Below are 15,945 nucleotides of genomic sequence, written 5' to 3'. Positions count from 1 at the left end.
TCAACGTCTCCCTCCGAAGCCCAGCGGGACCGTGCCCAGGCTGCCCTGCTCCACCGGCGTCCCCGGCTCGAAGAGCAGCGCGCCCGCGACGAGCGCGCCCGCGAAGATCGCCGCGCCGCCGCCGATCCAGAGCCACTTGCTCGCGCCGCCCCGCTGCGCGGCGCGCTCCAGCGACACGTCGATCCGGCGGCGCTGGTCGTCGCGGACCAGGATCTGCGCCTCGTGCGGCGCCATCCCCGGCGCCGTCACCCGCAGCGCGTGGGTCCCGCTCTGCACCGAGCCCTCCCAGCGGCCCTTGCCCACCACCTTGCCGTCGATCGCGATGAGATCGTCCTGCCCCGCCGCGATGGCGAGCCGCCCCCGGTGCACCGCCCGGTCGAGCCGCGCCACGAGCGCGACGCTGTCGCCGCCCACGACCTTCACCTGGCGGACGAAATCGACGAAGCCGGGCTTCGACACGCGGATGCGGCGCTCGCCGATGTCGATCGGCACGGGCGCGGCGAGCGGCGTCGTCCCGACGCGCTCGTCGTCCACGAACACCGCGGCCCCCGGCTCGCTCGCCGTGATCTCGAGGAGGGACACGAAGTTCCCGGCGGCCTTGAGCAGATCGGCGATGTCCTGCCTGTCGCGCGCCGACAGCGCGGCGCCCCCCTCGGCCTCCAGCCGGCGCAGCGTCGCGAGCATCGACGCGTAGCGCCGCAGGTTCTTCTGGCAGAGCGCGATCTTCCAGAGCAGCCGGTGATCGCGCGACAGCTCGTAGGCGCGCTCGTACCGCGCGAGCGCGCCCGCGTAGTCGCCGTCGTCGAACAGCGCCGCGCCCGCCCCGTGCTCGGCCCTGGCCATCCCGGTCAGCGACTCCGCGAGCGGCGTCTCCGCGGGCGGCGCGGGCGGCGTCGCCGCGGGCGGCGTCGCTGCGGGCGGCGCCTTTGCGGGCGGCGCCTTTGCGGGCGCGGAGCGCGCCGGCTGGGCCGCGGCCGCGCCCGCCGCGAGCCCCACGCCGAGCGCGGCCGCGACGGCGCGCCCCCAACGGCCCAGGTGCTTCCCTCGCATCGATGCTCCTTGCTGGCGGAGGCACACCGCGCGGGCCGTGCTCCGACTCTCCGATTCTCCGACTGGGATCACCGCGATTCTCCGGCTGGGATCACCGCGATGCTACCCGATGCGCGCGCCGCGCAAGCAACTGTTGGAAACGTCTCGGACAAATCGCCTTTGCTCCGCTTGCGGTGGCGGGGATACCATCCGGCGCCCATGAGAGGCCTCATCACGGTGGGCGCGGCGCTTGCGGGCGCGCTCCTCGGCATCGCCCTCGGCCCTTCCTCCGCGCGCGCGGAGGGGCCTGGCGCCGTCGCGCTCAGCCGGTTCGAGCCGACACCGGCGGGCGATCCGCTCTTCGGTGTGCCGTCGCCGTTCATCGGAGGGCACCTGGTCCCGCGCGGGCTCGCCCTGTTCGACCACGCGGAGGACCCGCTCACGCTCTCCGATGGCGCCTCGCCCGAGCGGGTGATCGTCGGCAGCCAGTCGCTCCTCCACGTCGGCGGCTCCCTCTCGCTGTGGGATCGGCTGCTCGTCTCGGCCTCGCTGCCGCTCGCGCTCGCCCAGAGCGGCGACGGCGCCGCGGCGGCGGCCGGCGCGGGCGCGCCCGAGGCTCCGTCGTCGCCTGCGCTCGGCGATCTGCGCCTCGGCGTGCGCGTCCGGCTGCTCGGCGACGACGGCGACCCCTTCCAGATCGGCACGAGCGCGTCCCTGCACCTGCCCACGGGCAGCTCGGACGCGTACATGGGCGAGGGCGCGGTCCGCGTCACGCCGCAGCTCCTGCTCGGCGGGCGGGTCGCGCGCGTCGTGTGGAGCGTCGCGGCCGGCGCGGTGATGCGGAGCTCCGAGAGCCCCTCGACGCTCGCTTATGGCGGCGGCGCGGGCGTGCTCCTCTGGGACGAGCGGCTGCAGGTCGGGCCGGAGGTGTACGCCGAGACGATGCTCCAGGGCGGCTCCCTGTCGCTCACCGCGCGCGAGCGGGTCGAGGTGGAGAGGACGACGAGCGCCGAGCTCCTGATCGGCGCCCGGCTCCGCCCTCTCGCCGGCCTCGTCGTCGGGGCGGCCGCCGGGCCGGGCATCGGCGACGCGATCGGCACGCCGTCGTTCCGCGCGATGGGCACGGTGGCGTGGGCTCCCCCGGCGCGGCCGCCCGCCGGCGCGGCGGCGGACGCCGAAGCGAACGCGGATCCGGACATGGACGGCATCCCCGGCGCGCGGGACGCGTGCCCGTACGCGCACGGCCCGGCCAGCGCCGACGCGAAGAGGAACGGCTGTCCCGTCGACGACGAGGACGAGGACGGCGTCGCCGATCAGGACGACCTCTGCCCCCGGACGGCCGCGGGCTCCGCGGGCGGCGACCCGGCGCGGCGCGGCTGCCCGGAGCAGGCGCAAGGCGAGCAGGAGCCGGCCGCGGGCGGCGCGGCGCGGTGACGAGGACGAGCGTGATCGGGCCATGCGACGCGGCCCTGCGTGGCGAGAGAGGGTGAAGAGGATGAAGCGAACCGTGATGGCCACCGCGCTCGGCGTCACGCTGGCGCTCGCTGCGGCGCCGCGTAGCGCGGCCGCGCAGTGCTCCGCCGCGGGCCCCTTGCAGGACCTCATCGATGGTCTCTCCTTCCGGTGGGACGTCGGGACGGACGGGGTGATCGGCGACGGGACGAACGACGCCTTCGACACCGGCATGATGCTGCGGGTGGACGGGAGCACCTTCCCCTCGTCGACCCGGGCCGAGGAGATGGACGGGCGGCAGCTCGTCCACGGGCCGGCGCTGATGGGCGAGCTCGAGGTCACCCGGAAGATCTACGTGCCGACCGACGAGGGCTGGGCGCGCTTCCTGGAGATCCTCCACAACCCCACCGCCAGCGAGCGGGTGACGGTCGTGCGGATCGAGACGAACGTCGGGTCCGACAACGGCACCACCATCACGCAGTCGTACACGGGCGATCTGGAGTTCACGCCGGCGGATCGATGGCTCGCCACGGACGACGCCATCGACATGGGGGGAGATCCGAGCCTCCACTTCAACTTCTACGGGCCTTCCGCGGCGATCGTGCCGGGGAGCGTCGGGATGACCACCTTCGACTGCGCCGCGACGCAAGGGCCCGTCGTCGAGTTCACCCTGAAGCTGCCGCCCGGGGCGACGCGGATCGTCATGCACTTCGGCGGCCAGCGCGCGAGCCGGGCCGATTCCCACGCGGGCGCGGCCCACCTCGACGCGCTCCCGGCGTCGGCGCTCGCCGGGATGTCGGTCCGCGAGCGGGCCTACGTCGTCAACTGGGACGCGGACGGCGACGGCGATGACGACGACGACGGCGTGAAGGACCTCGACGACAACTGCCCGTCGGCGCCGAACCCGGATCAGGCCGACGCCGACGGCGACGGCGCGGGCGACGCCTGCGATCCCGACGACGACGGCGACGGCGTGCTCGACGGCGACGACAACTGCCCGCTCACGGCGAACCCCGATCAGTCGGACCTCGAGGGCGACGGCGCGGGCGACGCCTGCGATCCCGACGACGACGGCGACGGCGTTCCCGACGACATCGACAACTGCCCGTCGACGCCCAACGCGGGGCAGGAGAACAACAAGGACGAGTCGCCGCCGGACGACAGCGGCGACGCGTGCGACGACGACGACGACAACGACGGTCTTGGCGACGAGGTCGACAACTGCCCGCTCGTCCCCAACCCCGATCAGGCCGACGGCGACTCGGACGGCCGGGGCGACGCGTGCGACCTGAACGCGCTGGACAGGGACGACGACGGCGTGGAGGACGGTGTGGACAACTGCCTCTCCGTCCCGAACCCCGACCAGTCCGATCTCGACCGCGACGGCGAGGGCGACGCGTGCGACATCGACGACGACGGCGACGGCGCGCCCGACGACGGCGACAACTGCCCGCTCGTGGCCAACCCGAGCCAGAGCGACGGCGACGGCGACGGCTACGGCGACCGGTGCGACGACGACGACGACGGCGACGGCACGCCCGACGCCGACGACAACTGCCCTTTCCTCTCGAACGAGGGGCAGGAGGACGTGAACGGCGACCACGTGGGCGACGCGTGCGACTGCAGCGCGCCGGCGAAGCCCGACGGCACGCCCTGCGACGACGGCAACCCCTGCACCCGGAACGACGCCTGTGACGGCGGCGTCTGCAAGGGCGGCGATCCGGTCGTGTGCGCGCCCTCCGGAAACGTCTGCACCTCCGCGCAGTGCCACCCGAGGCACGGCGAGTGCGCGCTCCTCCCCAAGGAGGGCGCCCGCTGCCCCGGCGGCACCTGCGTGGCCGGCGGCTGCGTGCCCGACGACGCCGGCAGCGGAGGCGGCGCGGGCGGTGAAGACGGTTCGGGCGGCGGCGACGCCGGTGCGGGCGGCGGCGACGCGGGCCCGGGCGGCGGCGGCGACGGTGCGGACGGCGGCGAAGGCCACGGCGGCGAAGGCGGCTCGGGCGGCGAGGGCGCCGCCCCCAGGCCCCTGCGCGGCGACCCCCGGGCGCACGGCAACGGCTGCGGGCTCGCGGCGGGCACCGACGGGGCGGCAGGCTCGGCGGCGGCGTGGCTCGCCGCCGCGGCGCTCCTCGCGCGGTGGCGGCGGCGGCGCGGGTGACGCCGCCGGCGGCGCGCGTCACTCCACGGGCGGGCTGACCCCGGGCGCGCCCCCGGCGGCGGCGCCCCCCTCCCCCGCTGCCGCCGGCTGGCGAGGCCCTTCGGCGCCGGCGCCCCCGGCCTTGCCGCCGGCGTAGCGCCTGCCGGCTCGCTCGGACGCCTTCAGGACGGGGCCGCGGATCGTCTCGATGGCCTCCGCCGGAGCGCTGGAGATCTCCAGGTTGGAGAGCACCGCGGCGACGACGCGGAGCCATTGATTGCGCGCCGCCAGGATCGTCGCGTTCACGACCGGCGCGGTCTTCTCCTTGGCGGCGAGCGCGTCCCGCCGGTGCTCGATCGTCGCGAGCTCCTTGCCCGACGCGATCCACCGCTGCACCGTGTGGAGCAGCGTCGCCTTGCCCGGCGCCGGGATCGCCTTGAGGAGCGCGGCGATCGAGGGCTCCTCGTCGAGGAGCCGGGCGATCCGCGCCGTGTTGCCCGACTCCGCGGTGGGCGACGCCTTGATGATGGCGAGCCCGGTCGGGAACAGCCGGCCCTGGGCCTGATCACACGCCTCCGCCCCCCCGACGTCCGGCGGCTCCTCCGCCAGACAGTGCTCCCGGTGCGCGTCGATGCCGTACGAGACCGCCTTGGCCAGGTGATCGTGGCGCTCGTCGACCTTCGCGAGCTCGTCGTTCAAGGCCGTCATCCCGGCCGACACGCCCGTCTTGCTCGGGCGAACCGCCAGCACGGCGCCGTGGACCTCGGCCACCTTGTCGTGCAGCCCGGCGATCTCCGGGATCGACAGGAACAGCCGCTTCCGCTGGGCATCCTCGATCCACGGAGCGACGAGGGCGACCATCTCTTCAATCATCAGGTGTTTCAACATGGGACAGACCTCCACGTGGGGGACAGCGCGTCGTGCCAGGGAAGCGCCGGTCTCATGTCCTGTCGATGACACCCGATTACAGGAGCAACCGCGGAGCGCGCAGCGCGGCCCCAAGGCGCGCTTCGGGGCGACCGACGTGAGGTGACGGCCCTCACAGGCGCTCGTCATGGGCCGAGGCTCACGAGAGCCGGAGGAAGGCGGCCCCGATCTGGCGCTCAGCGTAATTTTGAAGGGAAGCCCAGGTGTGGACCTGGGCACAGCGTTCGCGGCAATGTCCTGGGAAGATCGCGATCTTGCCGGCACGTCGAGCTCCGGCGCTCGGGCTGATCGCGATCTGGGCGAGCGCCTGATGACAGGCGTCGGCTCAGGTCACGTTCTCGACGGGACATCCGGGTTCAAGCGTCCTCCCAGATCGCAACCTGCCGGAACGCTCGACGACGAGCGTCGAGTCAGGTCACGCTCTCGACGGCACGTCGATATCGACCGCTTTCCCAGTTCGCGACCTGCCGGAACGCTCGACGACGAGCGTCAGGTCAGGTCACGCTCTCGACGGCACGTCGATATCGACCGCTTTCTCAGATCGCGACCTGCCGAAACGCCGGACGGCGAGCGCTCGGATGGGTGGAGGGGTACTTCGGCCAAAGGCAGGGTCTTTTGAACCGCCAAGACGCCAAAAGACGCCAAGATTTTTGTGTTTTTCTTGGCGTCTTTTGGCGTCTTGGCGGTTCCATCATCACGGCTTCGCGGAGCCCGACGCCGACCACGGCCCGCACGTCGGCAGGCCCACGGTCTTCTGGACGCACGCGGCCGTCACCGGCGACGTCACGACGGCCGCGATCTTCCCCGCGGCCACGTGCTCACACACGGCGGTCGGCAGCTGGATCCGCCCGTCGTCCTCCACCCGGAAGCCATCGGCGCTGCCGGCGTCGAGCGCCACAAGGCAACGGTCGGCGTCATCGCAGATCCCGTCGCCCGCGGCGGTCTCCAGCGCCACGTTGAGCGGGACCCCGGCCTCGCCAGCGATCGAGCACGCCGCGTCGACCTCCGCAGGCGCCGTGCCCTGGAAGCAGGCCGTCACGTCGAAGCAATCGCCGTCGCCGTCTCCATCGCCGCCGCCATAGACGTCCCCGGGCGCGTAGTCGGGGAGCGCGCCCGCATCGACCTCGCTCGACACACACGCCCCGGCGACGCAGGTCTGCCCTTCCGAGCAGTGCTTGTTCACCACGTCGCCGCTCTCGTCGATCTCGCCCGAGTCGTCGCAGAGGAAGTTGAGCGGCAGCGTCAGCAGCGCGACGCGGTTCTTCGGGATCCTCGTGACCGCCTCGCGCAGGACGCGCACCGCGCCGAGCTCGTCCCCGATGCGGGCGCTGACCTTGATCCGGATCGAGTCGCCGCCGCCGCTCGCGGAGAAGAAGCCGATCGTCGCCGGCAGGCGCGCGGCGGCGTCGGACTCGCCGAGCCGCTCGTAGGACGCCGAGAACTTGGGCGTGCCGCCCTCGAACACCTGCACCTGGAGGGCGCTGAAGTCGTCGGGCATGGCGAGATCCGTCGAGACGGCGAGCATGATCTCGTCCGGCGGAGAGCACCCGCAGGCCGCGACAGCGACGAGCGCGGCGAGCGCCGCCCGGGCGACGGCGCTCATCGGCCACCTCCGAAGGGGATCGTGAACGTGGCGACGCCCTTCCGGGACAGGGCGACCGAGCCGGGCGACGTGCGGCCCTCGACCGGCGGCTCCGGCCCGAAGACCCCCGTGGCGACGAGGACCGCGCCCGCGGCCACCAGCACGCCGCCGCCGATCCAGAGCCAGGTCTCGACGTTCCCTTGCTTGGGCTGCGGCACCAGCGTGACCTGCACGCGGCGCGTCTGGTCGTCCTGGATCATCACCTCGGACTGGTGCGACACCATCCCGGACGCCGTGACGCGGAGCGCGTGACCGCCGCTCGGCACGGGCCCGTCGTAGCCGCCGCGGCCGACCACGCGGCCGTCGATGGAGATGACCGCGTCCGGCGCCGCCGTGACGATGAGGCGCCCCTGGTGGACCTCCTTCTCCAGCGTGGCCGTGACCGTGACGTCACCGCCGCCCGTCACCTGCTGGGAGACCTCGACGTCCTTGAAGCCCTTCTTGGTCACCCGGATCTTCCGGGTGCCGACGTCGAGCAGCACGGGCTCGCTCAGCGGCGTCTGGCCGACCTCCTCGCCGTCGACGAAGACCGTGGCCCCCGCCTCGCTGGCCTTCAGATCGAGCCGGCTCACGTAGGCCTTCGTCGCCTCGATGAGCGCGGCGGCGTCCTTGCGATCCTGCTCCCCGAGCTGGGGGCCGGCGTCCCTGAGGAGCTTCTCGACCGTCCCGAGGAGGCGCGCGTAGCGCTTCAGGTTCTTCTGGCAGAGGGCGATGTTCCAGAGCAGCCGCGGGTCGCCGGAGAGCTCGAAGGAACGCTCGAACTTGATGATGGCGTTGCGGTAGTCGCCGTCGTTGAAGAGGATCCGCGCGGCCTCGTACTCGGCCTTCGCCTCACCGGTGAGCGTCGCGGACAGCGGCCCCTGGACAGCAGGAGCGGCCGCGCCCGCGGCCGGCGCGCCAGCGGCAGGAGCGGGCTGCGCCGCCACCGGCGCCGGCTGCGCTCCCGCGGGCGCCGGCTTCGCCGCCGCAGGCGCCGGCTGCGCTCCCGCGGGCGCGACGGCCGTCAGCACGGCGCCGCCGATCGCGACCGCGGCGCCGACGCGCAGGCTCCTGCTGCTCCACAGCGGGAGCCGTTCGCTTCCTGGCCAACTCATCTGGGCTTACCTTTGTCGTTCAGCACATCGAAAATGCTCCCCGGCTGCGCGGCGGTCGCGGTCGCGGTCGGCGCGGCGGTCGCGGCCGGCGCGGCCGAGGGCGCGGCGGTGGGCTTCGGCCGAGGCCCCGTGGCGACCGGCGTCGCGCTCGCCGGCGCCTTCGGCCCGGCGGTCGACAGCGGCGCCGCGGTGGCCACCGGCGCGGCGGTCGCCACCGGGGACACGGTCGCCGACGGCGCCGCGGTCGCCGGCGGCTGCGGCTCCGCGGTCACCTCCGGAGGTGCGACAGGAGGGGGAGCCGGCGTCGCGGGCGCCGAGGGCTCGGCGGAGGCGGTCGCCGCCACGGCCGACGGGTCGGCGGGAGGAGCGTCCGCGCCGCCATGGAACGTGACGAAGCGCAGGATCCCGCCGATCACCACGGCGGCGCCCACCACGGCCAGCGCGAGCACGACGCCGCTCCGCGAGCGCGCCCCGGGCGCGGCGCCCCCGGCCGCCCAGCCGGGCGCGGTGCCCGCCGGGCCTGCCGTGTGGCCGGCCGCGCCGCCCGCCGTCGCGCCGGCAGGCGGCGCCGCGCTGTGCCGCGCTGTCGCCGCGGGGACGCCGCTCGCGCGGTCCTGCGACGTCTGCCAGGCGGGCGGCGTGCTCATGCGCTCGCGCACGGAGCTCGCCCGGTCCCGGAACGAGACCGCGGGGACGAGCCCCAGCGTCCGCTCGATCCGCTCCAGCGAGGCCAGCGCGAGCGGAGGCCCGAAATCGACGATGGCGCCCGCGAGCTCGGCGACCGACTTGAAGCGCTTCGCGACGTCCTTCTCGAGGCAGCGCAGGATCGCCGCCTCGAGGCCCGGCGGCAGGTCGCGCCGGAACGTCGTCGGGGGCGGCGGCGGCTCGGTGTTGATCATCAGGATGAGCTCGGACAGCGAGCTCGCGTCGAAGGGGACACGCGCGGTGAGCAGCTGGTAGAGGATGGCGCCGAGCGACCAGATGTCCGCGCGCGCGTCGACCGAGCGCGCCGAGCGCATCTGCTCGGGCGCCATGTAGAGCGGCGAGCCGAGCACCATCGACGTCTTCGTCAGCCCGAGCTCCGGCTCGGCCCCGGCCGTCGACGGGTCCGCCAGCGCCTTGGAGATGCCGAAATCGAGCACCTTCACCATGCCGCTGCCGTCCGCCGCGCGCGTGAGGAAGAGGTTCGCCGGCTTGAGATCGCGGTGGATGATGCCGGCCGCGTGCGCCTCGGCGATGGCCTCGCAGGCCTCGAGCACGTAGCCCACGGCCTCCTCCAGCTCGAGCGGGCCGCTCCGCCGCAGCGTCTCCTGGAGGTCGCTGCCCTCCAGGTACTCCATCACCATGAACGGCGCGCCCGTCTCGAGCGTCCCGACGTCGAGCACGCGCGCGACGTGCTCGCTCTTCAGGCGCACCGCCGCGCGCGCCTCGCGCACGAAGCGCTCCACCATCTCGTCGTTGGCGCCGGGGTGGAGCAGCTTGATGGCGACCCGCTGGTGGAGCTGCTCGTGCAGCGCGGCGACGACGACGCCCATGCCCCCTTGCCCGAGGATGCGCTCGACCCGGTATTTTCCCGATAGAATTTGACCTTCGGTGACCGGTGAGCTCACGGACGCTCCTGCGCTGGGGCTGCCTTCAGGGCGCCACCACCGCCACGTTATTCAGGGGGCCACCTTATGCGATCCGACGCTCGCATCCAAGGCCATTGCCGCGTTACCTGCCGCGTCATCGGGAGTCATCGGGATCACGCCGCTTCCCTTGCCGCCAAGCGCGACTACCCTACGCGCCATGCCCCGCATCGCCAACGTCGAGCGCAAGACGCGCGAGACCGACATCCGCATCGAGATCGATCTCGACGGCCAGGGCCGCTCGGAGATCAAGACGCCGCTCCCCTTCCTCACGCACATGCTCGATCAGATCGCCCGCCACGGCCTGTTCGACCTCACCATCCACGCCGAGGGCGACGTCGAGATCGACGGCCACCACACGACCGAGGACTGCGGCATCACCCTGGGCACGGCCGTGCAGAAGGCGCTCGGCGACAAGGCGGGCATCGCCCGCTACGGCGAGGCGACGCTCCCCATGGATGAGGCGCTCGCGCAGTGCGCGCTGGACCTCTCCGGCAGGCCGTACTTCGTCTGGCGCGTGCCGCTGCCCAAGGCGAAGCTCGGCACCTGGGACGTCGAGCTGGCCCCTGTGTTCTTCGAGGGCTTCGCGCGCGGCGTCGGCGCGAACCTCCACGTCCGCCTCATCGAGGGGGACAACCTGCACCACATCGTCGAGATCTGCTTCAAGTCGTTCGCCAAGGCGCTGATGAAGGCGACCCGGATCGAGCCGCGCGTCGCCGGCATCCCGTCCACCAAGGGGAGCCTCTGAGCCATGCAAGCCATCGCGCTCGTCGATTTCGGGATGGGCAACCTGCGCTCCGTGGAGCGGGCGCTCCTCCAGGCCGCCGAGGACTCCGGCGCGCCGTGCGCGGTGACGCGCACGGGCGACCCGGAGATCATCGGCCGGGCCGACAAGGTGGTGGTGCCCGGCCAGGGCGCCTTCCGCGACTGCGCCGCGGCGCTGCAGAGCGGCATCGGCGAGGCGCTGCGCGCCCAGATCCGGAAGGGGACGCCCTACCTCGGCATCTGCCTCGGCATGCAGGCGCTCTTCGACGGGAGCGAGGAGGCGGAGGGCGCGCGCGGGCTCGGCGTGTTCTCCGGCACCGTCAAGCGCCTCACGCCTCAGCCGAGCGCGGCCGAGGCGGACGCGGTCGCAGGCCAGCCGTGGGTCGGGATCAAGATCCCCCACATGGGCTGGAACCGCATCGCGTTCGCGCGCGAGGTGGCGGGCCCGCTCGGCGTGTTCGCGGGCGAGCGCCCCTTCGTCTACTTCGTCCACAGCTACCACGCCGTCCCGCTCGACCCCGCGCTGGTCGCGGCGACGACGGAGCACGGCCCGCACCGCATCACCGCCGCGATCGAGCGGGACAACGTCACCGCGACGCAGTTCCACCCCGAGAAGAGCCAGGCCGCCGGCCTGCGCCTGCTCGCCCGCTTCCTCCACGGCTGACCGGCGAGCGTCAGTGCGGGCGCAGCAGGCGCTGGTGCACCTGCTTGACCTGCGCGAGCTTGAGGCGCGCCCCCCGGGGAAGCTCGGGCGCGCGCGCCGCGCCCGCGCCGCGCCGCGCCCGCGCCGGGCGTGAGGGGGGAATCGGCGAGGAGGACGAGGAGCGCCGCGCCGCCCTCACCCGCTGCGACCGCCGCGGGGCGAGCGGGAGATCGACGATGAACGCCGCGCCGCAGCCGAGCTCGCTCTCGACGCGGATCGCGCCGCCGTGCGCGCGCGCCGCGACGTGCGCGATGTACAGGCCGAGCCCCAGGCCCCCGAAGCGCTCCACCGGGACGGCCCGCTCGAAGCGCGCGAAGATCCGCTCGTGGTCCTCCCGGGCGATCCCCATGCCGTGGTCGCGCACGATGAGCCGCGCCCGCGCGCGCGTGGCGCGCACCTCGATCGCGATCGGCTTGCCCTCGCCGAAGGTGATCGCGTTCTTGATCAGGTGGAACGTCATGCGCTCGATCTGGGACCGATCCCACCAGCCGATCACCGAGCCCTCGGCCGCGACCGAGATGGCGCCGCACGCGGCCGGCCGATGCGCGACAGCCGTCGCGACCACCTCGCGGATGAGCCCGACGAGATCGAGCGGCTGGCGGGTCGGGGCGCCGTGGGCCAGGCCGCCGTGCCTCGCCTGGAACATGTCGTCGCAGAGCCGGGCGAGGCGGCCGAGCTGACGGTCGAAGACGGCCAGCATCGCCGCCGCCCACGCCGGGGTCTTCTCCGGCTCCTGCTCGCTCATCCGCTTCGTCAGCTGGAGCTGCAGGAGGAGCGAGGTCACGGGCGTCCTGATCTCGTGCGCGGCGAGCACGAGGAAGTCCTCCCGGATCCGGGCGGTGTCGTCCCGGATCGGGACGGCGGGGATACGAGGGTCGAAGTCGTCCAAAAACGCGGTCATGGCAGAGCCTGCTGGGCGGTGTTGTGGTGTGCCCCCGCGCCGGCAAACGCATGGAGTGTGCCACCCCCGTAGGGCTCGCGGATTGGCACTTCTGGCGGCAGGAGAACGCCACGTCTGCCGAGCGGACGCGCGTCAAGGCGTCGCATTGCGCCGTCCACTGCGCAAAACCCCGCGAGGCGAGCCGAGCCGCCTGGACCGTGAGCCAGGGGCGGCGCCTCGGGTCGCGCCGGAGCGCCGCCAGGCTGCAGCGGTACACGGGTAAGGGCGCACCCCTGCTTGCGGGCCAGGGTCCGCGGAGCAGCTTTGTCCGCATGCAACACCAGAGTGAAGAGCAACACCGGAGTGTGGAGCCGGGTGCCAAGGCTCAGGTCCGTGGATCGATGAGCGAGCTGCACGCGCTCCTCAGGGAGTTCGACACTGCCATGCTCGTCACGATGACCCCGGAGGGGCTGATGCGAGGGCGGCCCATGGAGATCCAGGAGCCGGCCGAGCTGATGGATTGCGATCTCTGGTTCGTGACGGAGGACGAGGCGGCGAAGACAGGCGAGATCACCCGCGAGCACCAGGTGGCGGTCTGCTGCTACAGGCCGCGGGACCGGGCGTACATCTCGATCTCGGCGCGCGCGACGGTCGAGAGGAACGAGGAGAAGATCCGGAGCCTCTGGAAGCCCTCGTGGAAGGCGTGGCTGCCGGCCGGCCCCACCCACCCTCACGCCGCCTTCCTGAAGCTCTATGTCGAGCGCGCCGAGTACTGGGAGCCCGAGGGCGGCCGGCTGCGGGTCCTCTACGAGAAGGCCAAGGCGCTCGTCCAGCGGAGATCGGCGGAAGACAAGCTGAACCCGCCGAAGCACATCTGAGCCGCGCCGCCCCTGCGGCGGCGATCGAGGTGGCGTGACCCGGGGCGAGATGGCCCCTGGGCTGGATGAACCCCGGATGGATCAGCCGGCTGTCGGCGTGGCGCCGGCCGCGCGCCGTGCGCGCTCCCCATCGGGGGTGCCGCCGCCCTCGAGCGCCGCGCAGATCTCGGCGAAGCTGTCGAAGGGGGTGTACGGTATCCCGTCGCGGGCGCAGAGCGCGTCGAGGGCGCTGTCCCGCACCGCGAACACGTGATCGCAGCACCGCGCCGCGGGGTAGTCCAGCCGGCCGTCGCCGATGTAGACCGTGGAGGTCTCGCCGGTGGCCGCCTTCAGCTGATCGAGCACGCGGATCTTGAAGTCCTCGCCGGGGCCGAGCGGCACCGCCTCCGGCACGGTCACGCGCCAGCGCCCATCGAAGACGGCATCGAAGCAGGAGAACGCGGTGCCCGGCGGCAGGAACTCGCGGATGTAGAACGGCAGGCCGTGGCTGATCACGTGGAACACCCACGCCCGGTGGGCGCACAGGGCCAGGAGATCCTCGAAGCCCGACCGCAGCCCGGCGTGCGGGCGCAGCTCGGCCAGGAGCTCGGCGGCCGGGCGATCCACGTCGGCGTAGCCGCGGCGGAGGAGCTCGAACGGCGTGAGCTCGCCGCCGACGGCAGGCGCGAGCAGCACTTGCCGCCAGTCATAACGAAGGTGGGCGTCCCAGACCCGGTTCGTCAGGTCGTCGCGGGTGATGGTCCCGTCGAAGTCGCAAAGAATGAGCACGACCGCTGATTTGCACGCCGCCACGCCGGACGCCACCGCCGCGCTGCCCTGACCTGCCCTCGCCACGGGATCGCCTTCCACGGCGAGGGTTGGCCGCCCCGTGCCGGGCCTCCGCGCAGGATCAGGCGCCGTCAGGCTCCGGTCGCGGCCGGGGCGCGACCGTCACAGCGCGACAGGGAACGGATTGCGCTCGTCGAAGCCGGCCTGGTGGAAGTAGGGATACGGCAGCTTCGTCTTGCTCGCAGCGTCCAGCTTCGCGATGTGCTCTGGCGCGAGGGTCCAGCCGACGGCCCCGAGGTTCTGCCGGAGCTGCTCCTCGTTGCGAGCGCCGATGATCACGTTCGCGACGCTCGGCCGCTGCAGCAGCCAGTTGAGCGCGATCTGCGGGACGGTCTTGCCCGTCTCCTTCGCCACCGCGTCGAGCGCGTCGACGACACCATAGAGGTACTCGTCGTCGATCTGCGGCCCCCCCTCGACAGACAGCTTGTTCCGGAGCCGGCTGACCTCCGGCAACGGCTGCCCGCGCCGGATCTTCCCCGTGAGCCGCCCCCAGCCCAGCGGGCTCCAGACCACCGCGCCGACCTTCTGATCGAGCGCCAGCGGCATCAGCTCCCACTCGTAGTCGCGCGCCACCAGCGAATAATACGCCTGGTGCGCCACGTACCGAGAGAGGCCATACTTCTCCGACACCGCGAGCGACTTCATCAGGTGCCAGCCGGAGAAATTCGAACAGCCGAGGTAGCGGATCTTCCCCGCTCGCACGAGATCGTCCAGCGTGCCGAGCGTCTCCTCGAGCGGCGTGACCGCGTCGAAGCCGTGCAGCTGAAAGAGATCGATATAATCCGTCTGCAGCCGGCGCAGGCTCCCCTCGATCGACCGGATCAGGTGATACCGCGACGAGCCGACGTCGTTGGGGCCCGGGCCGCTCCGGAACGTCGCCTTGGTGGAGATGATGACCTTGTCGCGCCTGCCCTTGATCGCATGGCCGAGGATCTCCTCGGCCATCCCGTCGGAGTAGATGTCGGCCGAGTCGAACATGTTCATCCCGGCCTCGAGCGAGACGTCGACCAGCCGAGTCGCCTCGGCCACGTCGCTCGCGCCCCACCCCCGGAAGAACTCGTTGGAGCCACCGAACGTCCCCGTCCCGAGACTCAGCACCGGTACCTTGAACCCTGACCCGCCGAGCTGTCTGAACTCCATGAATCGCCTCCGCGCCAAATGGGGACAACCTCTGAGCGCGGGGGAGCGGAGCGCCGGACACCAGGATCTCGCCCCCTTGCCGCGGTCGTGGACGGTTAGGAACTCCAAAGCGATCCGGAAGTCAAGCCCCGCCGCGTCCAGCACACGGCGGTGCAGGGCGCGCCGCGGGGGCCTGCCAGCACGGCCCGTCCGGCGCGAGGTCCCGGCGACGTGAGGAGGAGCCGGCGCCGCGGGAGGCGGCGTCGCGGCCGCGCGCGTCTCGGCGAGCGCGAGCGCCGCGCTCCGCGATCACAGCCCGAGATCGAACCGGAACGCCCGCAGCGCCTCCGCGCTCGCAGAGCACCGGAGACGCTCGTCACGAGGCATCTGCCCGAGCGTGCGCGTGTGCCCGGCCGGGATGAACATCGGCTCCCAGTGGATGCCCTCGTCTCCCCGCCGCTCGCAGGCGATCTCGCCGAGGACGCTGCCCGTGTAAACACGGAGCGTCCGGCCGTCGCAATAACACACCTTCTGGACGACGTGCGCTGCGCGCGACTGCCCAGGAGGGATGAGGGAGCAAATCCGGTCCTGCAGCCGCTCCCAGAACGGCATCACGAGCGGGCCCGGAAAGCCGTTCAGGTGCTCGATGAAGAGCCCGCCGTGCTCGACGAAGAGCGGAACGAGGGAGAGCCGGTAGGCGGCGAGGGCCTCCTCGCGTACGACGGTGTCGAGATCCGACGAGAGGATCTGGGGCACGTCGAGCCGGAGGACGCGGAGCGGCGTCGGGGCGTCCTTCCATATATAGGTCATGTCCGCGAGCTTGCGGTGGTTCGAGGAGACGAAATAGACCATGACCACCGCCC

The 15,945-nt window shown here is 72.9% G+C and carries 14 protein-coding genes; 5 read left to right on the top strand and 9 right to left on the bottom strand.

Annotation, left to right across the window (positions count from 1 at the left end):
• Nucleotides 1-1,050 (bottom strand): PEGA domain-containing protein, encoded by a 1,050-nt coding sequence (locus WMF19_RS16815; RefSeq protein ID WP_437900050.1) that lies wholly within the window; start codon nucleotides 1,048-1,050, stop codon nucleotides 1-3.
• Between the two features lie 198 nt (nucleotides 1,051-1,248).
• Here WMF19_RS16815 and WMF19_RS16810 point away from each other — a divergent pair, with 198 nt between their 5' ends.
• Nucleotides 1,249-2,463 (top strand): hypothetical protein, encoded by a 1,215-nt coding sequence (locus tag WMF19_RS16810; RefSeq protein ID WP_437900049.1) that lies wholly within the window; start codon nucleotides 1,249-1,251, stop codon nucleotides 2,461-2,463.
• A gap of 61 nt (nucleotides 2,464-2,524) precedes the next feature.
• Nucleotides 2,525-4,639: a thrombospondin type 3 repeat-containing protein gene (locus WMF19_RS16805; RefSeq protein WP_437900048.1), complete on the top strand. Its 2,115-nt coding sequence runs from the start codon at nucleotides 2,525-2,527 to the stop codon at nucleotides 4,637-4,639.
• An 18-nt stretch (nucleotides 4,640-4,657) separates the two neighbouring features.
• On the opposite strand, the gene WMF19_RS16800 is transcribed toward WMF19_RS16805, so the two are convergent.
• The 4 genes from WMF19_RS16800 to WMF19_RS16785 form a co-directional block, all read right to left on the bottom strand.
• Nucleotides 4,658-5,506, bottom strand: coding sequence for a hypothetical protein (locus tag WMF19_RS16800; protein WP_437900047.1), 849 nt, complete (start codon nucleotides 5,504-5,506; stop codon nucleotides 4,658-4,660).
• Between the two features lie 733 nt (nucleotides 5,507-6,239).
• Nucleotides 6,240-7,148, bottom strand: a complete 909-nt coding sequence (locus tag WMF19_RS16795) for a hypothetical protein (protein ID WP_437900046.1) — start codon at nucleotides 7,146-7,148, stop codon at nucleotides 6,240-6,242.
• The gene (locus WMF19_RS16790; RefSeq protein ID WP_437900045.1) at nucleotides 7,145-8,281 is read right to left on the bottom strand and encodes a PEGA domain-containing protein; all 1,137 of its coding nucleotides are present in this window, start codon (nucleotides 8,279-8,281) and stop codon (nucleotides 7,145-7,147) included. The genes WMF19_RS16795 and WMF19_RS16790 overlap by 4 nt, the downstream gene beginning before the upstream one ends.
• Complete coding sequence (locus WMF19_RS16785; protein WP_437900044.1) at nucleotides 8,278-9,891, bottom strand: serine/threonine-protein kinase; 1,614 nt, start codon at nucleotides 9,889-9,891, stop codon at nucleotides 8,278-8,280. Before WMF19_RS16785 ends, WMF19_RS16790 begins: the two co-directional genes overlap by 4 nt.
• Nucleotides 9,892-10,069: 178 nt before the next feature.
• On the opposite strand from WMF19_RS16785, the gene hisB reads away from it, so the two are divergent.
• Nucleotides 10,070-10,657, top strand: coding sequence for an imidazoleglycerol-phosphate dehydratase HisB (hisB, locus tag WMF19_RS16780; RefSeq protein ID WP_044964903.1), 588 nt, complete (start codon nucleotides 10,070-10,072; stop codon nucleotides 10,655-10,657).
• A gap of 3 nt (nucleotides 10,658-10,660) precedes the next feature.
• Nucleotides 10,661-11,338, top strand: coding sequence for an imidazole glycerol phosphate synthase subunit HisH (hisH, locus tag WMF19_RS16775; RefSeq protein WP_437900043.1), 678 nt, complete (start codon nucleotides 10,661-10,663; stop codon nucleotides 11,336-11,338).
• Nucleotides 11,339-11,348: 10 nt separating this feature from the next.
• Here hisH and WMF19_RS16770 read toward each other — a convergent pair whose 3' ends face one another.
• Entirely contained in the window at nucleotides 11,349-12,278 is a 930-nt protein-coding gene (locus WMF19_RS16770; RefSeq protein ID WP_437900042.1) for a sensor histidine kinase, read from the bottom strand.
• A gap of 380 nt (nucleotides 12,279-12,658) precedes the next feature.
• On the opposite strand from WMF19_RS16770, the gene WMF19_RS16765 reads away from it, so the two are divergent.
• Nucleotides 12,659-13,135, top strand: coding sequence for a pyridoxamine 5'-phosphate oxidase family protein (locus WMF19_RS16765; protein ID WP_272098031.1), 477 nt, complete (start codon nucleotides 12,659-12,661; stop codon nucleotides 13,133-13,135).
• A gap of 81 nt (nucleotides 13,136-13,216) precedes the next feature.
• Here the strand turns inward: WMF19_RS16765 and WMF19_RS16760 are convergent, their stop codons facing one another.
• The 3 genes from WMF19_RS16760 to WMF19_RS16750 form a co-directional block, all read right to left on the bottom strand.
• Nucleotides 13,217-13,969: an HAD-IB family phosphatase gene (locus WMF19_RS16760; RefSeq protein WP_437900041.1), complete on the bottom strand. Its 753-nt coding sequence runs from the start codon at nucleotides 13,967-13,969 to the stop codon at nucleotides 13,217-13,219.
• A 96-nt stretch (nucleotides 13,970-14,065) separates the two neighbouring features.
• Entirely contained in the window at nucleotides 14,066-15,103 is a 1,038-nt protein-coding gene (locus WMF19_RS16755; protein ID WP_437900040.1) for an aldo/keto reductase, read from the bottom strand.
• A gap of 288 nt (nucleotides 15,104-15,391) precedes the next feature.
• A complete protein-coding gene (locus WMF19_RS16750) occupies nucleotides 15,392-15,934 on the bottom strand; it encodes a non-canonical purine NTP pyrophosphatase (protein ID WP_272098028.1) in 543 nt (180 codons plus the stop codon).
• Nucleotides 15,935-15,945 lie beyond the last annotated feature (11 nt).

The organism is Sorangium sp. So ce124, assembly GCF_051525235.1.
Classification (GTDB): Bacteria; Myxococcota_A; Polyangia; order Polyangiales; family Polyangiaceae; genus Sorangium; species Sorangium atrum.
This window is presented reverse-complemented; position numbering and strand designations above follow the sequence as displayed.

Excerpts from the sequence above, each read along its gene's own strand:
- WMF19_RS16810 (WP_437900049.1), top strand. The coding sequence starts at position 1,249 with ATGAGAGGCCTCATCACGGTGGGCGCGGCGCTTGCGGGCGCGCTCCTC.
- WMF19_RS16795 (WP_437900046.1), bottom strand. The coding sequence starts at position 7,148 with ATGAGCGCCGTCGCCCGGGCGGCGCTCGCCGCGCTCGTCGCTGTCGCG.
- WMF19_RS16815 (WP_437900050.1), bottom strand. The coding sequence starts at position 1,050 with ATGCGAGGGAAGCACCTGGGCCGTTGGGGGCGCGCCGTCGCGGCCGCG.
- WMF19_RS16755 (WP_437900040.1), bottom strand. The coding sequence starts at position 15,103 with ATGGAGTTCAGACAGCTCGGCGGGTCAGGGTTCAAGGTACCGGTGCTG.
- hisH (WP_437900043.1), top strand. The coding sequence starts at position 10,661 with ATGCAAGCCATCGCGCTCGTCGATTTCGGGATGGGCAACCTGCGCTCC.
- hisB (WP_044964903.1), top strand. The coding sequence starts at position 10,070 with ATGCCCCGCATCGCCAACGTCGAGCGCAAGACGCGCGAGACCGACATC.
- WMF19_RS16750 (WP_272098028.1), bottom strand. The coding sequence starts at position 15,934 with ATGGTCTATTTCGTCTCCTCGAACCACCGCAAGCTCGCGGACATGACC.
- WMF19_RS16800 (WP_437900047.1), bottom strand. The coding sequence starts at position 5,506 with ATGTTGAAACACCTGATGATTGAAGAGATGGTCGCCCTCGTCGCTCCG.
- WMF19_RS16805 (WP_437900048.1), top strand. The coding sequence starts at position 2,525 with ATGAAGCGAACCGTGATGGCCACCGCGCTCGGCGTCACGCTGGCGCTC.
- WMF19_RS16770 (WP_437900042.1), bottom strand. The coding sequence starts at position 12,278 with ATGACCGCGTTTTTGGACGACTTCGACCCTCGTATCCCCGCCGTCCCG.
- WMF19_RS16765 (WP_272098031.1), top strand. The coding sequence starts at position 12,659 with ATGAGCGAGCTGCACGCGCTCCTCAGGGAGTTCGACACTGCCATGCTC.
- WMF19_RS16790 (WP_437900045.1), bottom strand. The coding sequence starts at position 8,281 with ATGAGTTGGCCAGGAAGCGAACGGCTCCCGCTGTGGAGCAGCAGGAGC.